Annotated in this window: 15 protein-coding genes and 1 pseudogene; 13 read left to right on the top strand and 3 right to left on the bottom strand. The window is 68.4% G+C overall.

Translation table 11 applies throughout. From position 1 onward, the window contains the following. From ABT288_RS44185 to ABT288_RS44175, 3 genes are all read right to left on the bottom strand, one after another. On the bottom strand, window positions 1-1,110 hold a 1,110-nt coding region (locus tag ABT288_RS44185), incomplete at its 3' end, for an ALF repeat-containing protein (protein WP_351620940.1). Between the two features lie 176 nt (window positions 1,111-1,286). Next, the gene (locus tag ABT288_RS44180; protein ID WP_351620937.1) at window positions 1,287-2,837 is read right to left on the bottom strand and encodes a S1 family peptidase; all 1,551 of its coding nucleotides are present in this window, start codon (window positions 2,835-2,837) and stop codon (window positions 1,287-1,289) included. A gap of 65 nt (window positions 2,838-2,902) precedes the next feature. Then, window positions 2,903-3,427 carry a hypothetical protein gene (locus ABT288_RS44175; RefSeq protein ID WP_351620934.1) on the bottom strand — a complete coding sequence of 175 codons (525 nt, stop codon included), beginning with the start codon at window positions 3,425-3,427 and terminating at the stop codon, window positions 2,903-2,905. A 784-nt stretch (window positions 3,428-4,211) separates the two neighbouring features. On the opposite strand from ABT288_RS44175, the gene ABT288_RS44170 reads away from it, so the two are divergent. From ABT288_RS44170 to ABT288_RS44110, 13 genes and pseudogenes are all read left to right on the top strand, one after another. Beyond that, window positions 4,212-4,544 carry a hypothetical protein gene (locus tag ABT288_RS44170; protein WP_351620932.1) on the top strand — a complete coding sequence of 111 codons (333 nt, stop codon included), beginning with the start codon at window positions 4,212-4,214 and terminating at the stop codon, window positions 4,542-4,544. Window positions 4,545-4,599: 55 nt separating this feature from the next. Next, complete coding sequence (locus ABT288_RS44165; protein WP_351620929.1) at window positions 4,600-4,911, top strand: pore-forming ESAT-6 family protein; 312 nt, start codon at window positions 4,600-4,602, stop codon at window positions 4,909-4,911. A gap of 64 nt (window positions 4,912-4,975) precedes the next feature. Further along, entirely contained in the window at window positions 4,976-5,374 is a 399-nt protein-coding gene (locus ABT288_RS44160; RefSeq protein ID WP_351620926.1) for a DUF6507 family protein, read from the top strand. Between the two features lie 2 nt (window positions 5,375-5,376). Next, window positions 5,377-7,500 carry a scabin-related ADP-ribosyltransferase gene (locus tag ABT288_RS44155; RefSeq protein ID WP_351620923.1) on the top strand — a complete coding sequence of 708 codons (2,124 nt, stop codon included), beginning with the start codon at window positions 5,377-5,379 and terminating at the stop codon, window positions 7,498-7,500. A gap of 404 nt (window positions 7,501-7,904) precedes the next feature. Next, window positions 7,905-8,465 (top strand): type VII secretion system-associated protein, encoded by a 561-nt coding sequence (locus tag ABT288_RS44150; protein ID WP_351620920.1) that lies wholly within the window; start codon window positions 7,905-7,907, stop codon window positions 8,463-8,465. 833 nt (window positions 8,466-9,298) lie between these two features. Further along, window positions 9,299-9,586 (top strand): hypothetical protein, encoded by a 288-nt coding sequence (locus ABT288_RS44145; RefSeq protein WP_351620917.1) that lies wholly within the window; start codon window positions 9,299-9,301, stop codon window positions 9,584-9,586. A gap of 507 nt (window positions 9,587-10,093) precedes the next feature. Beyond that, the gene (locus ABT288_RS44140) at window positions 10,094-10,402 is read left to right on the top strand and encodes a hypothetical protein (protein WP_351620943.1); all 309 of its coding nucleotides are present in this window, start codon (window positions 10,094-10,096) and stop codon (window positions 10,400-10,402) included. Window positions 10,403-10,415: 13 nt separating this feature from the next. After that, complete coding sequence (gene eccD / locus ABT288_RS44135; RefSeq protein WP_450858858.1) at window positions 10,416-11,780, top strand: type VII secretion integral membrane protein EccD; 1,365 nt, start codon at window positions 10,416-10,418, stop codon at window positions 11,778-11,780. A 13-nt stretch (window positions 11,781-11,793) separates the two neighbouring features. Further along, window positions 11,794-13,053, top strand: a complete 1,260-nt coding sequence (locus ABT288_RS44130) for a nucleotide-binding protein (RefSeq protein WP_351620911.1) — start codon at window positions 11,794-11,796, stop codon at window positions 13,051-13,053. Then, a complete protein-coding gene (eccCa, locus tag ABT288_RS44125) occupies window positions 13,050-17,051 on the top strand; it encodes a type VII secretion protein EccCa (RefSeq protein ID WP_351620908.1) in 4,002 nt (1,333 codons plus the stop codon). The genes ABT288_RS44130 and eccCa overlap by 4 nt, the downstream gene beginning before the upstream one ends. Next, window positions 17,048-18,481: a DUF6177 family protein gene (locus ABT288_RS44120; protein ID WP_351620905.1), complete on the top strand. Its 1,434-nt coding sequence runs from the start codon at window positions 17,048-17,050 to the stop codon at window positions 18,479-18,481. Before eccCa ends, ABT288_RS44120 begins: the two co-directional genes overlap by 4 nt. 473 nt (window positions 18,482-18,954) lie before the next feature. After that, window positions 18,955-19,683 (top strand): helix-turn-helix domain-containing protein, encoded by a 729-nt coding sequence (locus ABT288_RS44115; protein WP_351620902.1) that lies wholly within the window; start codon window positions 18,955-18,957, stop codon window positions 19,681-19,683. A 173-nt stretch (window positions 19,684-19,856) separates the two neighbouring features. After that, window positions 19,857-19,957, top strand: a pseudogene (locus ABT288_RS44110) (IS5/IS1182 family transposase); the annotation flags it as partial.

Below are 19,957 nucleotides of genomic sequence, written 5' to 3'. Positions count from 1 at the left end.
GGCGGCGCCCGCCTGGCCGGCGTCGACGGCCGCGTTCGCGGCGGCGTCCCGGGCCTGGGAGGCGGCCTGGGCGGCACCGTCAGCGGCCGCCGCGGCCGCAGAGGCGGCATTGGCGGCGACCCGGGCGGCGTCGGTGGCGGCGTTGGCCGCGTCGATCGCCGTCTGTGCCGCGGTGGCGGCCTGCTTGGCCGCACTCGCGGCGCGGGCAGCGGCGGCGGCCGCGTGCTGGGTGTCCTTGTGCGCGGCTTCGGTCTCGGCGGCAGCCTTCTGCGCGGCCTGCTTGGCGAGTTTGGCCGCGGTCACCGCTCGGGCGGAGGCGTCCTTGGCGGCCTGGGTCTGCTGCCCGGCCAGCTTGCCCGCCTTGGCCGCCTGGTCGGCGAGCTGCGCGATCGTGGCGTGTTCCTGGTCGTGGGCACGGGAGACGTACTGGCCGACCTGGAGGAACTCGTGGATGTCGTCGGGGGTGCCGTTGATGGCGATGCGGCCGGCCGCCTGGACGTTCGGTCCGCCGGCCGCGATGATCTGGGCGGCCTCGACCCGTTCGTCCTGTTCCCGGTCGTTGTACTGGTCGTTGTCGAGGAACGTCTTGATGTCATCGGGGGTGCCGTTGAGCGCGGCGCGGCCGGCCTTCTGCACCTCCGGGCCGCCCGCGTCGATGATCTGTGCGACGCGGACCCGCTGGTCCTGCTCCAGCGGCTGCTTCCAGCCGTCCTTCAGGAACGCCTTCAGGTCGTCCGGCGTCCCGTCGAGCGCTTTGCGGGCGGCGTCCTGGAGGCTGAGACCGCCGACGCTGGCGAACTGGGCGACGGTCACCCGTTCGTCCTGGACAGCGATGTCGGAGGCCTGGGAGAGGAAGTTCTTGACGTCGTCGTCACTGCCGACGAGAGCGACTTCGGCCGCGGCCCGTACGCCGGGGCCGCCCGTTTCCCACAGGCGTACCACCTTGGCGCGGTCAGTGTCCGGGAGCGCACCGGAGATACCGGTCTCGGTCGGACCGGTTCCGTCGGCTCTGGCGGGGATGGGCGCGGGTCCCAGCAGGCCCAGGACGAGCGCGCTTGGCAGCAGGCCCAGGCACAGCACGCGAACTGCGCGCTGAGCCCCTGCTGCCACGCGCCCAGGGCGGCGTGGATGTGTCACTGCGGACTCGATTCGTGTCTTCGGTTGTCGGGGGGTGCACAGGCCTGGCCGTGACTGTGGTCATGGGTCGTCGGCCGCTGCGCCGTGGGATGCCTAGGGGCGGCCCGCGGGTCGTACCGGGGCCGCCTCGTCAAAGGCCGTCGGGCACGTCAGCCGGCGGGTGCGAGCTGCACTTGGTCGTGGAGGCCCTTGGCGTCGACGCCGGTGAAGAGGCTGACGTGGCCGTCGTTCCAGCGGACGAGGACGTCATTGGCGGTGGTGAAGGCGCCCGCGGTGACGACGGCGGCGTCCTTCCACTCCGACTTGGCGGGCCGGATCCTGATCTCGCCGGGCAGGGCCTTGCCGGTCATGCCGGGGTAGATGGTGGTCTCGCCGTCGATCCAGCGCACCAGCAGGTCATCAGTGGTCTTGCCGGTGAAGGAGCCGGTGGCGAGTTTCTCGGCGAAGGGCCAGGTGTTGTTCTTGGCGACGGTCTGGGTCTGCTTCTTCAGCCCGTTGACTGCCAGGTCGCTGAAGACGGAGACGTGGCCGTCCTTCCAGGCCACCAGCAGGTCGTCGCGCAGGCCGTTGGCAGTGAAGCGGCCGGCGGTCAGCTGCTGGGCGTCGTTCTGCCATTCGGCGGTGTGGGGCGGGGCGAGCTGCTTCTCGCCGTGGAACCCCTTGGCGTCGACCGCGGTGTAGAGGGTCATCTCACCGTCGGACCAGCGCACCACGACTCCATCGGTGGCGGCGCCGGTGTTGGTTCCGGTCACGTTGACGGCGTGGGTGAAGATGCTCTTCTCGGGCTGCAGCTGGTGTTCCGCGGCGAATGGACGGGCGGGGTCGTTGCCGTAACCGCCCTGGTAGAGGGTGACCTTGCCGTCGTCCCAGACGACGATCAGGTCCATGTGGCGGGTGCCGTTCGCGGAGTCGCCCGCGTAGTAGCCGGCCGTGATCTGCACGGCGTGCTTCCACGGCGCGGCCGCGAAGACAGGGGCGTAGGCGACCTGCTGGACCCAGGAGGCCAGGTCGTCGACCCGAGCCGCCACCGCGCCGGCGCGTGTCTCGGCCGGGTCGGTGCCCAGGCAACCGCCCTGCCAGGACAGGCTGCTGACGCCCACGACCGCTCCGGTGGTGCTCAGCACCGGACCGCCGGTGTCCCCCTTGCAGATCGCCGCACCGTCCGACTTCGCGGCAAGATCGAGAGTGGTGGCGGCGCTGTCCTGGACGGTGAAGGCGGCCGCGTGGACCTGGTCGGGCACCCACTCGTCGTGGGTACGCCCGAACCCGGCGGCCTGGACGTCGTCCCCGGCGGCAGGCGCGGCGGCCGCTACCGGGACGGGGGTGATACCGCTGACGGGTTTGGCCAGTTGGGCCATCACCACGTCCCGGTCCGTGCGCGGCACCAGGTTCACCACCTGCTGGGCGCTGCCACCGAGCGTGGCGGTCGTCTTCAGCTTCGGCGCACCCGAGGCGAGCGTGCCGCCGGTGGTGTCGGCGAAGCAGCTCGCGGCCGTCAGCAGCCACTGCGGGGCGACCAGGGTGGCCGAACAGCCGCGCTGGCCACCCACATCGAGGCGGGCGGTGGCGGCCGAGACCGCGGCAGAAGCGGCCGGGCCGGATACGGCGGTGGCGGGTGTGACGGCCAGAGTGGCGGCGGTCAGCGAGGTGGCGGCGATCAGACCGCCGGTCCACGCGGCGCGCGGATGAAAGCCGGACATGAAAAGGTTCCTTGCTGTCATGCGAGAACGGGTGAGAGGGAGGGCAGGCAGAGGCCGGGCCCGGGTCAGCCGGTGACCCGCAACTCCAGCAGCACGGACGGCGCACCACCGGCCGCGCCCTCGCCCACGCTCTGGTAGCCGTTCTTGTCCACGCTGACGGTCTTCACCGGCGCCGAAGGATCCGCCTGCGGCCGCAAGTCGGCACTGATGGGGTGGTCGGCGGTCTCCAGAGCGAACACCCGCGGCAGTTCGAGGGAGAGGTAGCCGCTCCTGGCGCTCGCCTTGAAGCAGTACGCGCCCTGGGTGTCGCCACTGGGCCCCTGCACGGTGAGGACCTTGATCTGCTGGGCCGAGTCGTCGCACGTGGCGAGGGTGATGTGCCCGTCGCCCTTGATCAGCTTGATGCCCTGAGCCTTCTGGATCTGATCCGCGTTCGGATACGCGTAGTCCTCCACCGCGGACGGCGGCGTGGCCCCGGCAGTTCCCCCGGTCGGCTGCGGATCGGCGGACGCGAGCATCGGCGTGCCCGCAATCGCCAGAAAAACAGCAGCCCCCGCGACCGGGAACATCCTGCGCATACGAGGAGTCACCCGAATTCCTTTCCAGGCACGGGCGACGGCATGACGGAACAACATCTGCGGTCCCCCCTGCACAGATGTAAAGCAAAAATAAGTGGTCGACGGAGACCCTAAAACAGCGTCAGGTCTGGAAACAACGTGACCATCCTCATAGAAAGTTCACGGAACCTGCATGGTCATTTCACTGCGAGGTGAAGACGTAGCGTCACAAACGTTGGACAACACACATAAAACACCAACAGATCTCACACCGGCACCCTGCATGCCGTTCAATATGGTTTCACATTACACCAATTTAGCGAGTCCTTACCTAAAAACAGAGAAGGGAGCGGAAGGCAACGGCGCTTCGAGTACCTGCCCAAGGCGCAGGATCGCGGGGTGACTCATAGCCGGGTGGCTCATGCACGAGTCCTCTCACGTGGAACATCACGCCGCTACTGGCCCACGACGGAGCCTGCGCCGCTTCGACTGTCCTGGTACTGCTGAAAGTCCCGGCCGGTGGCGGCCTACACGCCCGTCGGCCAGTAGAAGCCCTCGCCGACCCGGGCCTCGTCAACCGGCCAGTCCTCGGCAAGCTGGACTTGAGTCCGCCGCCATCCGTACTGGCCAGACCGCTCTGTCACACGTCTCCGCCTCGTGAACCAGATCACGCCAACTCATGCTCATTCACGTTGCGCCTGCAACGCAGGATGCGAGAGGATGTTCGATGCACTGCGGGGTTCTGGGCGTCGCGAGACGGAGTAGCGGCGACTGAACAGTCTCTGCGCACGGACATCACGCTTACGGGGGTGGGTAGATGAAGTTCGACATGGGGTCGACGACCCTGTCGCAGCTCGGCAAGAGCACCGTCGCTTCAAGCGACGACCTGGGCACGCTGATCCGGCTGCTGATCCAGGCAGCCGAGCCGTTGGAGGGGAAGTTCAACGGAGCGGGCAAGGCCGCGTTCGACACGTTCAAGGCGCATGCCGACGAGATCACGGCAGAACTGAACGGCTCACTTGGCGCGATCGTGGGTGGTCAGTCCGGTATGGACACCGCGTTCGGCAGTGGTGACATGGCGTTGGGCGACAACGCGCACCAGAACATGGGCGTTGCCAACTTCGACGCGGCCCGTTTCGGCGCGCGATAACCGCCCTCGAAGAGCAAGTCACAGCTGGGTCACCGTTTTCAAGGGGGAGTTGATCATGGCTCAGAACCAGGACCGCCGCTCGTACGACACCGGCGCCTCCGCCGACGTGCAGACCAGCCTGGCCGGCATCATCGGTCAGCTGGAGCGCGTGCTGACCGACCGCGACCGGGCGGTCAAGGCGGCGATGGCCGACTTCCAGGCCGACGGTGTCTCGGACGAGTACCACGGCAAGGAGGTCCGCTGGCACCGGGCCGCGTCCGAGGTGCGCGAGATCATCCGTCTGGTCCGCAACACGCTGGAGCAGAACGACGGCACCGCTCAGGCCACCCTCGCCAAGGCCAAGGCGGCTGTCGACAACATCGGCTGACACGAAAGGACTTGGCGGGCGGACGACGCGCCCAGCAGGCGCATACGGGGATGAGGGGATTGTCGTGACGGGGTGGGACATTCACCCGGTTGGGGTGTACAAGGTGCTGGGCAACTGCGGCACCGCTGCCAAGAACATGGCGGACGCCGGCAGCGCAATGCAGAGCAACCTGGAGGAGGCCGCTTCCGCAGCCGGGACGCTGACCAGCCAGTACGGCCCGTACACCAGCACGGTGGGGCTGGTCGGCTCGGCACTGGGCCAGTTCATGCAGCACTGGAGCCGGGACTTGGTGTACATCGCCAAGCGCACCTCGAATTCCCTCCACGGAGCGGACCAGGCCACCCGCTGCTACATAGCCGGTGACCTCGAGCACGCCGCGAACGCGCAGCACGAGGCGGCCAAGGAACCGAAGGTGGACATGCCCGGTGTGGGTGAGGCAGGCCACCGCACGAAGGGCCGGTGACGATGGGCGACGAAGCGAAGCTGATCGACCCGTCGGGCATACCGCACTTCATCGGTGACCTGGACACCCTGGACACCGATGTGATGCTGCTGACCGCGGACGCGGGCCAGTTCCGTGCATCCGGCTCCAACGTGCACACCACCTTCCAGCACCTGTCCTCCTTCTACTCGGCTCCCGAGGCGGAGCAGTTGTTCAGCACCACGCTGCCGGTGAAGACGAAGTCCGACGCCTTCGCCGACGACCTGGAGAGGGTCGCAGGCGCCCTGTCGGACTTCAGTCTCGAAGTCCAGCCGCTGGTGAAGAAGCTGGACAGTCTGAAGGCGGAGGCGACCGCCTTCGTGAACTCGGTGGCCGGGGACGACGACTGGCGCAAGGACCACGACAAGGTCGACCACAACAACGACCTGTGGCACGACGTCAACCACACGGTCGCCGCCTTCGAGGCCGCCGAACGCAAGGCCTACAACAAGATCACGGCCCTGATCGGCGGCAGCCCGCTGATCGCCGACGACGGCTCCCACAGCTGCAACATGTACGGCTTCAACGCCGCCGACCTCGACCAGGCGAAGCAAACTCCCTGGGGCGCGCCTGCTGAGAAGGAGTACGAGGGCTGGGCCTGGCTGGCCCACCAGACCAAGCAGGTCTGGGACGGATTCTGGGACGACGGCGTGGTGGCCACCGTCCATGGCCTGGGCACCCTGGTCGGCTGGGACGGCGCCGACGCCGCCGGCGAAGCATGGAAGAACCTGGCCAAACTCGGCACCGGTGTCGGCATGACCCTCGTGACTCTGGGCGCCTGGGGATGGGTACCTGAGAAAGACCTCCCGTCCTGGCTGCGTGACTCCCGCCACGTCCTCAACCAGACCGCCAAGGGATTGGTCGCCTGGGACCAGTGGAAGACCAACCCGGGTCGGGCCGCGGGCTCCTTCGGATTCAACGTCCTGACCCTCTTGGGCACCGAGGGAGCCGGCGCCGCGGCCTCAGGCGCCGGCAAGAGTGGTGCGGTCGTCCGCACCGTGTCGGCCGTGGGCAAGGTCGGCCGGGTCATCGACCCCATGACGTACGTGGGCAAGGTGAGCAAGTTCGCCTTCGCCAGGGTCGGCGACACCTTCTCCACACTGAGGAACCTGCACACCGGCGTGACGGCCGACCTGCTCAAACAGGCAGACGCCCTCCGCTCCCCCAAGATCCCGGCCAACGCCATTCCCTATGTCGACAAGGCCACCGGGAAGGTCGTCTTCCTCACCGACGAGGGGCACGTCCTCAACGCCGACGGCAGCCTGCGGCAGCACGTCGACGAAGCCGCGCACGAACTGTCCTCGAACGATCGCCAGGAGCTGAGTGCGCCACGGCTGGCGGATCACTCACGTGACCTGGTCGGTGCCGGAGCTCGAGCCGAGCACACCCCGCGTGACGCTGCATCTCAGCTTCCTGATGGCACAGGTAGCGGCTTCACCGACAGCTCGTCCACAAGCCACGAGGCCCCTGCCCCAGGCAGCCACATTTCGGGCCAGGACGGCGGCGATCACGCTGCCGGGAACAACGTCGGCCACGATGCCCCTTCCGCTGGCGGGCACACCACAGGCCACGAAGGTTCAGGATCCGGAGGCGGCGTGGATGGCCCAGGCAGCGGTTCTGGGCATGCGGCAGCGCCAGGTGACGAGCCCGATCGGTTGGCAGCAGCGACTGATCGCAGTGTGGATCTGGGTCGTCTTGGCATGCCGGTGGTGTGGCGCGAAGGTCATGAACCCCTGTTCCGCAGCGACAACCGTGCCCCCGACACGATCTTCGAGAGCGGCTTCGAACCACGAGACCCTTCCAACACGGACCTGGCCCAGTACGTTGAGGACAGTGAGCACTCAGCGTTCGTCAGCACCTCGTACCGTGACGACATCGGTGACGAGTTCGGAGGCAAGTACACATACGAGATTGACGTGCCAGGCGGGATCGACATCAACCGGTCTCTGGGGGACCACCCGCTCTCCTACGAAGAGGAGGTAGCCTTCCCCGGAGGAATTCGCAGTGAGTACATCAAGGGCGCCTATCCATACGATTACGCGACAGGTGAGCTCGGCGACCTCATCCCCAACCCGCACTACGTCCCCGAGGCTGAGCGTGTCCGTTGAAACAGAGATCCTGTACCAGAAGGAGATTGTGCTGGTCTCCGACGGGGGCGAGACTCCCGGACACCTCGTTGCCTCCTTCAAAGGCGACGAGTACACCGTCCACATCGCCTGGGGGCAGCGCGCCTCGCATCACACATCGTGGAATCTCTTCACGGCTCTCGTCCAGGTACGAGGAGATCTGGAAGATCAGGGGCTGACTCCAGCGGTCGAGGGCTCCTGTCGCGACGTGTACCCCAGCAGGATGGCGCTCGAAATGGGCGGAGGGCGGAGGGCATACCGCTGGCCATCGACTGGTCGTCCACTCACCGTCGACATCTTCACCGACGTCCCTCCTGCAGAGCGGGCACGACTGGCCAGTGTGGCCGAGCAGGAGCAAGCACACAGGCAACGCAGGGGTCGTGGCAATGAATAAGGCGCAGGCAGCAGTTCCGCCGGTAACCGAGGATGTGCGTGCCCAGGCAGCCAACCGGCCGGGCGGCTGGGTTTATGCAATCGACCCCTATTTCGATCCAGCGGGGAAGGTCCCTCCCATCGGCATCGTCGGCGCCTGGAAGGTCGATCCGCATGGTCGGATCACGGACGAGTTCAACCACAACCCGAACTACCGACCATCCCCCAGGGCCCTCGGCATGCCCCTTCCATCTGACCCTGTGGATGCTGCCGTTCAACTTGCCGCAACGGGGTACGCCCCCGACGCTGACGTACGCCGGGCTCTGATGGACGCGACTGTCTATCTGGCTCCCAGTCCGGACCCGCAGGCTCAGCTTCAGGCAGGTGGAGCGAATGGTCCCGCAATCGCGCTTTACACACATCCGACCCATGCTCCCCGTTCAGCCCCTCGGCTTCAACGGGTAGACTTCCGAGACCTGCTTCCACGACTACCGGAGTACACGGTCGTCGTTTTGAACGGAAACAGTTCGGCTTCTGTGCGCATTCCCCTCGCTGACATGCAGGGGGAATCCTGACGGTGATTCGGAGGCTAAATACTATCGGGTACGGTGGCCATCGTCCACACTCGTGACCCGATGAGCCTCACTCCAGCCCAACAGGATTGGTCCCCGCACGCCCCGCTCAACGAAGTCGAGCAATACGACTGGGTAACGCCACACGCGGACTTGGTATGTTACCTCGCCGACTTCCTCATCCAGAAGTACGTTGCAAGCTGGTGTGTCGAAGACGACCCCGCCGCACCCCACGGATATCGCTACGTCATCGAAGCAACCGGGATCGGCGGACAGACGCGCCGGATCGACCCAGCCGAGATCGTAGGGATGGAATTCGTCGCCCCTCCCGATCGAAATCGTACGCATGCTGGCTACCGCAGAACTCGAACTGCGCCCCACTTCACAGCCCAGCGAGGACTAATAAGGCTCTTCTCCGAAGGTGCCATGCTGCAGCAGGTACGTCTGCAGCATGGCACCGTAGACTCCCATGGTGAACGAGGTCACCAAGGACCTCCGATGACATAGCGCCGCCGACTTCGGCGAAGGCCTGCGGCGCGAGTGTCGGCAAAAGACCGGCCGTGCTGGTCTGGAGCAGCATGCATCGCGGCCAGGGCCAGAGAGCAGCACCGGGACTCCACCTCCACCCACACCGATCGAACAAATCCTCGGTTCTGACGGGTACAAGCGCTTCACCGGTTTCTACGGCAACTCCGCGAATCACGGTGAGTTCCTACTCTTGGGCTTCCAAGGTGGAACAATCAGACCTGTTTATAAATTCGAGGATGGCGGATGGAAACTAATCACCATGTATGCCGACCCGGCAGCCGGTCGCTATCCGTAGAGGAAAAGAGAACGTGAACAAGCAGTTGGAGACATTCATCCAGACGTACCTTCACTTGGAGCAAGCCTACGACACCAGGGGATATCTGCGCCCAACCCTAATGGCTTTCGACAAGTCCTATGTCCAACAGGTACGAGAAGGCCTGTCTCAGGTACTCAGAGAAAGAAGTCTGTCCATCGAGGACTATGAACGCCTGAGCGACATCGAGTTCCCAGGAGATGAATCCCTCTACGAATACCTTCAGTCCATGTACGCCTATCTTTTCGAGGATCGGCCTGACCAGCCGACGCCGCCTGAGTGACGCTCAGAAGCAGTGACTGCGAGTGTGGGTCGGCGAACTCCGCACGTGACGATCGACGCGTTGTTCTGGCACGGTCTGGAGGACGCCACCGGCGCCGGTTCGGGCTTCCTGAGCGGCCGTGCCCCTGGGCCGCGGATCTCTTGTTGTGGTGTCTGCTCGATCATGTGCCCTTGATCGCTGGATGGGTGGCGGCAGGCGGAACCACATCTGAAAGCCCTTCGTGAGCTGTGCATCCGGCACGCCGCGGAGCCGGGCGGACGGATCGGTACGTTCGAATCGTTTGCCGGCCCTCTCACCGACTGGGGAGAGGTGGTCGGGGAGGCAGAGAGCCGTGGTTGGGGCGTCGTCGGCCTGCGCTGCTGACGCTGGTACCGCGTTGTGCGTGCAAAGCCGCATGAGAGAGCATGGTCGATGAACTGCGGGTCTGCGCGGCCCGTGACGCATGCCCAGTTGACCAACCACAGCGCACAACTCAATGGTCCGATACCAGCGAACCGGAATCTTTACGTGTCAGCCCAGGATTACGACAGTCAGCTTCTTGAGTCCGTATCGGTGCGGCGGCGTCGGTTGCGTGATGCCGTGTTGTTCGGGGCGCAGCGGCAGCGGCGCACGGTGGATGAGCGGCTGGGGAAGGCGTTCGCGGGGGTGGTGATCGCCGCTGTGGGGTGTGCCGGGTGTGTGGGGTGGTCGTTCATCGAACACCGGGTGATCGGGAAGGCTCCTTACGCGACGTCTGTGCCCGCCCCGGCCGTACCCTCCGCGCCCGCCTCCGGTAAGGCCACCGGGGCACCGCGGTCTGCGGATTCGGCCCGATGATAGGTTCGAACGCGTGATAACCCGGGGGAATGTGAGCCGTACGGCACTGAGTCGAGTCACATTGGTCGGTGAGCAGCGGCGGGTGGATCTGGTACTGCCGTCCCGGGAGCCGGTCGGGCTGTTGTTGCCCGAGGTGATGCGGCTGCTCGACGACCGGGTGGGCGATCGTCCCCAGGTCCGGCACCTGGTGAAGGCCGACGGCAACGCCCTGGAGCCGGACGACACGCTGGAGTCGGCGGAAGTACCCGACGGCGCGGTGCTGCGGCTGGTGCGGGTTGAGGACGCGCCGTCCGCTCCGGTTGTCCATGACGTGAGTGACGAGGCGGCCGGCGATCTGGATGTGCGGGCCTGGCGGTGGGACGCACGGGCGCGGCGGATCGTGGCCGCAGGGGCGGGCGTGGTGTGGGCACTCGCCGCCGGGGTCGTGGCCCGGCAGGGTTTCGAGGCCGGGGCCGCCGGATGGGGACTCCTTGTGAGTGCCGTGGTGGCCGCGACAGCCGGCGCACTGCTGGGCCGGACCGGGCGCAAGGGGCCCGCCGCGGCTCTGGTCGGTGTGAGTGCCGCTGTGGGCGCCCAGGGCGCTTGGGCGCTGGCCGACGCCCAGGGGTGGTCGGGGGCCGTACGGCTGGCGGCCGTGCTCTCGGTCGTGGTGGTGGCGCTGTTGCTGCTCGGCTGGTTCTCGCCGTTCGGGCGGGGTGCTCTGGTCGGGGCGGGGGCGCTGGCCGGGGCTGGAGCGTGCTGGGAGATGGCGCTCGCCTTCCAGGGCGGCGGGGCGAGTGCGGGTGGATCGGCTCGCGCCGGGGCGTTGCTTGCCGTGGTGTCCGTGGTGGCGCTCGGAGTGCTGCCGCGGTTGGCGCTTGCCGCATCCGGGTTGTCCGGGCTGGACGACCGGCGCTCCGCGGGGGCGTCGGTCAGTCGTTACCAGGTGGCGGCCGCGTTGGCAGCCACTCACCGGGGGCTGGCGTTGGCGACGGTCGTCACCGCGCTCTCGGGCGCCGTTGCCGGAGTGCTGGCGGTGCGTGCCGTGACCGTATGGACGGTGCTGCTGGCCGTTGCCGTGGCGTTCGTCGTCGCGCTGCGGTCGCGTGCCTACCCCCTGATCGCGGAGGTTGTCGCGCTGCTGGCGGCGTCCATGGTGGTGGCGCTGCGGCTGGCCTGGTTGTGGCGGGAGCGCTCCGGAGCCGCGGCTCCGCTCGCGGTTCTCGGCGTGCTGGTCGTGCTGTCCTTGGGTGTGCTGGCCGTGCAGCCTGCCGAGCATGTGCGGGTACGGCTGCGCAGGGCCGGTGATGTGCTGGAGTCGGCCGGTGTGATCGCTCTGTTCCCGCTGCTGCTCGGGGTGTTCGGCGTGTACGGGCGGCTGCTCGGCACCTTCGCCTGAGGAGGTGGCGGCGATGACGACTTCCGGCCGTTGGCAGGACGACGTCCTGCGCGAGCTGAAGAATGCCTCCCCCGAGGACGTCACCAAGCGGGGTTCCTCCAGCGAGGCTCGGCCTCCGCTACCCGCGCGCAACCCGGACGAGGAGCATCCGCGTCCTGGGCAGCCCGGCGACACCTCCGGCATGGAGTACGGCACTGTGTCTGACCCGCGCGCGGGTGCCCCGTCGCCGGTCCCCCTCACGCCGCCTCAAGCACCACCGTGCCCTGAGGCCGAAGCCCAGCCTCTCCATGCCGCAGCGCCGCCGGATGCCTTTGCCGCCGTACGGCCGCCACGCCAGGCCCGGCTGCCCATGGCGACGCCGGAGCCCGTGCCGACACTCGACCCGCGCCTCGCGATAGCGCTCGGATCGCCCAAGCACGGTGACTCGCTGACGCGGCGTTCGGGCCGGTCGCTGCGCAAGCTGACCTCGTCGGCCGCGCAGGAGGTCGCCGAGGAGAGCCGGCTGGGCAGCATGGTGCAGCAGCCGGTGACCACGGGCCGGGTGATCGCCGTGACGTCGATCCGCGGTGGAGTCGGCAAGACCACGACCGCCGCGCTGCTGTCGCGGGCGTTCAGCCACTACCGGCACGACCCCGTACTCGCCCTGGAAGCGGACGCCGCCCTGGGCACGCTGCCGGTGCGCATGGGCGCTCAGTCCGTACGCTGGTCGTGCGTCGAGCTGTCCCGGATCCTTACTCCCTCGATGCAACTGACCGATATCACCGGCTACTTGGTGCCGGTAGCGGACGGCGGCTGGCTGCTGCCCGCCAGCCAGGGGCGGGTGGGCGCCCCCCTGGACGTTGCGACCTACCGCACCGTGACGCTCGCGCTGCGGCGTTACTTCGCCGTCACGGTCGTGGACTGCGAGACGCTGCCCGGCGAGGTGGCCCGTACGGCGATGGACACGGCGCACGCACGTGTGGTCGTCGCTCCGCTCACCGCCGAAGGGGTGGGCGGTACCCGCATCGTCCTGGACTGGCTGGGTGGGCTGCCGCATGCCGCGCTCGCCTCCACCGTCGTGGCTCTCACCTCGAACACACCCGACGCCAACCTCGATCTGAAGGCCGCCACGGCCCATTTGCGGGAAACCGGAGTCACCCTCGTGCATCTGCCCTACGACCGGCACCTGGCCGGTGGCGGACCGATCATGACCGACCGGCTCGGCGAGGCCACCCGCCGCGCTGCCACCCAGCTCGCCGCCGAGTCCCTGCAGAGGGCGGTGCGGGTACGTTGACGCAGCAGCAGGTCCATCGTCCAGCCCGCTCGACGCGTCCGCTGCTCCCGCCGGCGGCCCGCACGATCGAGCCCCCGCCGAACCTGCCCGAAGGCAAGACCGGCAGCCCGGCAACCGCGCTGCTGCCGATGGCCGGCGTCATGAGCTCGGTCGTGATGATGACGGTCATCCGCTCCAGCCAGTTCGCGGGCCTGGGCGCCGTCGTCCTCGTCATCGCGCTGCTCGGCGCGGTCGCCCTGTTCCTGTCCCAGCGCGGCAAGGCACAGCGCCAGCGGCGCATCCAGCGCGAGCGGTACCTTGAGTACCTTGAGGAACTCCGCGCCGAGCTGAGCACGGCCGAGCGCGAGCGCCGCACGGCCGCCCGGATTCTTCACCCCGCCCCGACGGCCCTGTACGACGTCCTGCGTGCTCCCGCCCGGCTGTGGGAGCGGCGCCGCACGGACACAGACTTCCTTCACGTGCGGGTCGGTGTGGGCGACGTTCCTGTGCACGAACTGGCTGTCGGCCAGAACGCGGCCGGGGGCGTGCTCACCCCGCCCGACCCGTTCATGCTGAACGAGGCACGCGCCCTGCAGGCGCGATACAGCACCGTGTCGGACCATCCGCTGACCGTGCCACTGGACCGGGCCGGCAACGTCAGCATCATCGGAGAGCGTGCGGACGTACTGCGCGTCGCCCGGTCCCTGCTCGTGCAGGCCGCGGTGACCCACGCACCGGACGACGTGGCGATCGCGCTCGCCATGCCCGGGGACCGTATGGAGGACTGGGAGTGGGCGAAATGGCTCCCGCATGTTCTCGAGCCGCACAGCGGTGACGGCGCCCTCGAAGCACGGCGCATCGCTCCCGACCCAGCGCAGCTGGCCCAGGTGATCGGCGCGGATCTGGCACGTCGTGCCTCGTACGCGGCGGAGGTGCGCCGAGGGCTGTCCGACGGGAAGGCGCTCGCTCTGACCGGCCGGCTGCTCGTGTTCAGCGACGCGTACGGGGAGAACGCCGCAGACCTTCCGCGCCCGGACGCCGCCGTCGCCCTGGACGACATGGGCGTCACGATGCTGCACCTGCTCGCCGAGCAGATCCATGAACCCGATCACGTCTCCGTGCGCATCATCGTCGACGGCGACCGGGTCGTAGTGGAAGACGTCCGCGGGACGCAGGTCGCACGGACGCACGGCATGGCCGACCACACTGGCCTCGCCGAAGCTGAGGCCCTGGCACGGGCCCTCGCGCCGCTGCGGCTGTCCGCCGAGTCCGCCACCGAAGGCACCCCCGTCTCCGGACCGGTCGACTTCCCGCAGCTGCTCGGCATCGACGACATGGCCGCCCTCGATGTGGCCCGGCAGTGGGCGCCGCGCGGCGAGCGGGACTTCCTGCGCGTCCCGATCGGCCTCGACGACCGCCACCAACCGGTGCTGCTCGACCTGAAGGAATCTGCCGAACTCGGCATGGGCCCACACGGGTTGTGCGTCGGTGCGACCGGCTCCGGCAAGAGCGAACTGCTGCGCACCCTCGTACTCGCACTGGTGACCACGCACGGACCGGAGGATCTGGCAATGGTCCTCGTCGACTACAAGGGCGGAGCCACCTTCGCCCCCTTCGCCGGCCTGCCGCACGTGGCGGGCGTCATCACCAACCTGGAGAACCAGGCCGACCTGGTCGAACGCGTCCACACCTCCCTCGCCGGTGAGATCAAACGCCGCCAACAGATACTCAAGGACGCCGGCAACATCGCCGACATCAGCCACTACCGCGCGCTACGCGCCGCCAACCGGCCCGACCTCGAACCCCTCCCTCACCTCTTCGTCGTCATCGACGAGTTCGGCGAACTCCTCACCGCCAAACCGGACTTCATCGACCTGTTCCTCTCCATCGGCCGCATCGGCCGCTCCATCGGCGTCCACCTGCTGCTGTCCAGCCAGCGCATCGAAGGCGGCAAACTCAGGGGCCTGGAGACATACCTGTCCTACCGGCTCGGCTTGCGCACGTTCTCGGCGGACGAATCGCGCACGGTCCTGGAGACCACCGACGCCTTCCACCTGCCGCCCCTGCCCGGCTTCGGCTACCTGAAGGTCGACACCTCCACCTACACCCGCTTCAAGGCCGGCTTCGTCTCCGGCGCGTACCGCGGTCCCGTCGTACACGACAGCGCCGCCGACGCCGAACCGCTCGCCTGGCCGTACCCGGCCTTCAACGCCCCGGCACAGGTCCCCATAACGGGAGAAGACGCACCGGCGCCGCGTGAGCGCGAGACCGGGCCGACCGTCCTGGGCGTCGCGGTCGCTCAGCTCACCGAAGCCTCCGAACCAGTACGCCGGATCTGGCTGCCCCCTCTGCCCGAAGCCCTCACCCTCGACACGGCCGCCGGCCCGGTACAGGCATCCCCCGACGGCCTCCGGCTCAGCGTCGCCGACGGCCCGATGCGGGTGCCGCTGGGTGTCCTCGACGATCCCGCCCGGCAGTGGCAGGGCCCGTGGGTGCACGACCTGAACACCGCGGGCGGACACACCGCCGTCATCGGCGGCCCCGCCTCCGGCAAGACGACCCTGCTGCGCACCCTCGCGCTCTCCCTCGCCCTCACCCACACCCCGCGCGACGTCGCCGTCTACGGCCTCGACCTGGCTGGCGGCGGACTGAGCGCCCTCGCGGCCCTGCCGCACGTCGGCGGCATCGCGACCCGCGCCGACCACGAGCGCGCCGCCCGCACCGTCGCCGAAGTCCGCGCCATGCTCGCCGAACGCGAGGAAATCTTCCGCGAGCGCGGCATCGACTCGGTCGACCAGCTGCGAGATCTGCGCGCCAAGGGCGAGCTGCCCCGGCTCGGCTCCACCGACATCGTCCTGCTCATCGACGCATTCGGAGCCCTGCGCGACGAGTTCGCCCACCTCGACGACGACGTGACCGACCTCCTCAAGCGCGGCAGCGGCTACGGCATCCACGTCGTGGCGGGCATGCTCCGCTGGAACGACGTACGCATCGCCACCCAGTCGCTCTTCGGCAGCCGCATCGAACTGCGCCTGAACGACCCGGCGGACTCCTCCGTCGACCGCAAACTCTCCGCGACGCTGTCAGCGGACACCCCGGGCCGGGCACTGACCGACGGCAAACTCTTTGCCCAGACAGCCCTTCCCCGCATCGACACACGCGCTACCACAGGCGACCTCGGCCCCGCCCTCGAACAGGCAGCGGCCGCCCTGCGCGCCACCTGGCACGGCGAACTCGCCCCTCCCGTACGGGTCCTGCCGACCAGACTGCCTGCCCAACGGCTCCCATCGACGGCGGCGGAACCGCACGCGATCCCGATCGGCGTCGACGAGGAGACCCTCTCCCCGACCGTCCTCGACCTCTTCGGCACCGACCAGCACCTGCTCGTCCTCGGCGACAACGAGTGCGGAAAGACGAACCTGCTCAAGCTGATCTCCCACTCCCTCATCGACCGCTACGACAAGGACGGACTGGTCTTCGGCGTGTTCGACCCGCGGCGCGGCCTGCGGGGCGTCATCCCCGAGCCCCACCGAGGCGGCTACGCGCACAACGCCGCGCTCTCCCAGGCACTCGCCACCGGCATCGCCACCGAACTGGCAAAACGCCTTCCGGAGGCCCCCGACCCCGACGCCCTGACCGATGAGCCGTCGTTCACCGGGCCGCGGATCGTGATCCTCGTCGACGACTACGACATCCTCACCGCGGCCGGCCAGCAGCCCCTCACCCCGTTCCTGCCCTACATCTCCTCGGCCCGCGACATCGGCCTGCACTTCGTCGTCGCCCGCCGGGTCGCCGGAGCCTCGCGGGCCCTGTACGAGCCGTTCCTGACGGCACTGCGCGAAACCGGAACCGCCTCCCTGGTCATGACGGGCGACCGCACCGAAGGCCAGCTCTTCCCCGGCCTGTACGCCTCCGCCCAGCCGCCCGGCCGCGGCACCCTGGTCCGCCGTGGCCGCCGCCACCAGCTGATCCAGACCGCCCTCGCACCCGAGACCGAGCCAACGGAGACTCCGGCATGACCAAGGACGTCATCGCGCTCACCGAGAAGATGCCCGACGCCGGAACGCTGCTGGCGGCCCTGTACGCCGGCGGCCCCGACCTGAGTCTGACCGCCACCGACGACGGCGCGGTCATCCACCTGTGCACAGCGGCCGGCCGCCCCCTGGTCTCCGTCGAATCCCCGCTCCTGGTCCACGTGCCGGGCGAGGCCGAACGCCTCCTCGGCCCCCACATCACCCCACCACAACCGCCGTACTGGTGGACCGAGACACGCGCCTCAACCGCGATCCCAGCGGCAGAACCCCTCGCCGGTTCGTTCTGCGGACGCCTGACGATGCTGCTCGGCGGAACAGCCTGGCCACGCGAGGCCGCCGGCACTGCGGTCGTACAGATGCCCCCGGACAGCGACGACGTCACCGCCACCCCACTGCCGGACGGGGCCCTGCCCACCATCGACGTCCTCACTGAATCCACCGCGGTGGTCATCACCGACCGCCCCGTACTCGGCCTCACCACGTGGCTGTCCGACGTCCTACGCACCACGGCCGCCTCCAACCGGGCCCTTCATATCGTCACTCCACCCCATGTCCGACTCACCATCCCGCTGCGCACAGCCCTCGTCGGCGCACCGAACCGCTGGGTCGTCAAGGATCCAACGGGCGGCTACTACGACGGCCTCTCGGGCGCCGAACTCGCCTGGCAGGACGGCACCTTCGCGCCGACAGCCACGCCGGCGAAGGTCGCGGACGCTTTCACGCGAGGCGCGCAGCACACCGAAGAACGCCGACTCACCGTGGCACTGCGCACGGTCCGCTCCCCCAACGCCGACCTCGTACTCGGCACAGTCCTGGAAACAGCCTGGCGCCGCCTGACCGGAGCCCCGCCCACCGGCTGGGGCACAGCCGAACCGATCACGCTCCCCTGGTCACCCCGCCAGCTGACCGAACTGGCCCGCAACCGCTCCCCCCAACCCACCCACTCCCTCACCATCGGCACCCCCGACCAACCGGCCATCGCGACCCACCGCACCACCCACACCACGGCCGGCATCGCCGAGGACGTCACCCTCACCATCGGCTACCCGACAGTCGAGCAGGTCCCCCTGGACGCCATCGAGCCTCTGGCCGCCGAACTCGTCGACGCCCACGGCTTGACCACTATGCTGACCACGCTGACAGCAGTCGGCGCGGACCTGACCCTGGCCCCCGTGCTCACCGCCCCACCGATCCCGATCACGTTCACCCTCGGTGCCAGAGACGTCGGAGCCATAGGACTCACCCACGCCCGCCGTCCTCCGCTCACGATGAAGCCCGTACAGCTCGGAACAGCCATGGAGCCAGCCCTGCACTACCCCCTCGGCGATGGAACCGACGCAACAGCCTGGACAGCGCTCCAGACCCTCACGGCACACCTCAAGGCGGGCACCCCGGCAAAGGGAACCCACGTGTGACCCTCTGGGCATCAGCAGTTGCAAGGCCGAGCAGGTGATTCCGTACTGCACCGTCTGCCGGCACCGATCTTCCGGTCCGTGCGACCGCACTCGCTGCCAACGGCAGTCGGTCCTCGCCACCGCCCCGCCCGGCCGCTGGTGGTGGCTGAGCGAAGGCAGCCCTACCAGGGTCGCCAATCTCCCAACTCGGGCGACGACGGTCGTTCGACGCCAGCCGTTTTCGATCAGCGCGCCGATCATGTGGGCGGACACGATCGGCTGACCGACGCTTGACGTCATGGCCGCGTCCGAGCGTCCATGGTCGCGGCCGACGCGTCAACCGGGATTACGGAGACCACCGCGTTCCCATGCATCGGCCTGTCCGTCCGGAACACTCGCGATGCGCACGCGCCGGCGACACAAGCGGCCCCCCGAGACCGCGCCCCGGCCGGGGACCTCACTCCACAAGCCCTTCGGGAAGCGAGGCCCTCTTCATGTCCGACATCACGATCAGCGACCGATTGACGGGGCTGTCCCCCGCTGTCATTCACGTCTACACCAAACTCGTCGCCTTCACCGACTCCGCCACCGTCGACGACATCGCCCAGGCCGCCGACGTCGCCCGCTCCAGCACCTTCAAGGCCCTCGTCGCCCTCGAGAAGCGAAATCTGGCCCACCGAAACCGGGGCATCAAGAACGGCCCCGATCGGCGGCCGGACCTGTGGCACGCCACCCACACCGCCCCGGCCCCGCCTTTCGAGCAACCCGGCACTCGTGAGGAACCCGTACCGCAGACACTCGCCGCACCCCGATCGGCTGCACCAGTCCCGGACAGCAGCCACTCGATGAGGGAACCGTACAGGTCCACCGCACATGGAAGCGACGAGAAGTCCGATGCGTCGGCATCGAGGCGCACTGCCTCATCCGCTCCGCCACCTGCCCAGTGCCCCGCAGCCCTCCAACCGAGTGGCGTCACACCCGCGACCGCCTCACCCGGCGGGAGCAGGCGCCTTGCCCGTGGAGCCCTCCGGCAGCTTGTCATCGACCACCTCAACGCCCACCCCGGTGAATCCTTCACCGCCACGAGGATCAGCCGCGTGATCGACCGTTCGTCCGGTGCCGTCGCCAACGCGCTCGTCACCCTGGCCACGCAGGGCCTTATCGAACGGGTCACCGATCGCCCGCGCACCTATCGCGCGGCGCCCCAGGAGCCGACTGCATAGTCGGCAGCAGGCCGAGACCTGCCGTGCCCGTTCCAGCCAAGGCGAGGAACCGGCACGGCAGCTTCCGTCGCCAGCGTTCGGCTTAGAAGTCCTAACAGAAGTGGTTGATCATGTGACTGCTGGCTTATCCGCTCGTTGGTCTGGTCGTGGGGAAACGTCAGTCGCGGCCGTGGATCGTGTCGGATGAACTGTGGGCCCTGATAGAACCGTTGCTGCCCAAGCCGGGGCCGAAACTGGTCGAGGGACGGCCGAGGGTGCCGGACCGGCAGGCGTT

This window comes from Streptomyces sp. NPDC001093, assembly GCF_040298985.1.
Lineage (GTDB): Bacteria > Actinomycetota > Actinomycetes > Streptomycetales > Streptomycetaceae > Streptomyces.
This window is presented reverse-complemented; position numbering and strand designations above follow the sequence as displayed.

Coding starts and splice junctions, on each gene's coding strand:
- ABT288_RS44180 (WP_351620937.1), bottom strand. CDS start 2,837: ATGTCCGGCTTTCATCCGCGCGCCGCGTGGACCGGCGGTCTGATCGCC.
- ABT288_RS44155 (WP_351620923.1), top strand. CDS start 5,377: ATGGGCGACGAAGCGAAGCTGATCGACCCGTCGGGCATACCGCACTTC.
- ABT288_RS44130 (WP_351620911.1), top strand. CDS start 11,794: ATGACGACTTCCGGCCGTTGGCAGGACGACGTCCTGCGCGAGCTGAAG.
- ABT288_RS44165 (WP_351620929.1), top strand. CDS start 4,600: ATGGCTCAGAACCAGGACCGCCGCTCGTACGACACCGGCGCCTCCGCC.
- ABT288_RS44115 (WP_351620902.1), top strand. CDS start 18,955: ATGTCCGACATCACGATCAGCGACCGATTGACGGGGCTGTCCCCCGCT.
- ABT288_RS44150 (WP_351620920.1), top strand. CDS start 7,905: ATGAATAAGGCGCAGGCAGCAGTTCCGCCGGTAACCGAGGATGTGCGT.
- ABT288_RS44170 (WP_351620932.1), top strand. CDS start 4,212: ATGAAGTTCGACATGGGGTCGACGACCCTGTCGCAGCTCGGCAAGAGC.
- ABT288_RS44120 (WP_351620905.1), top strand. CDS start 17,048: ATGACCAAGGACGTCATCGCGCTCACCGAGAAGATGCCCGACGCCGGA.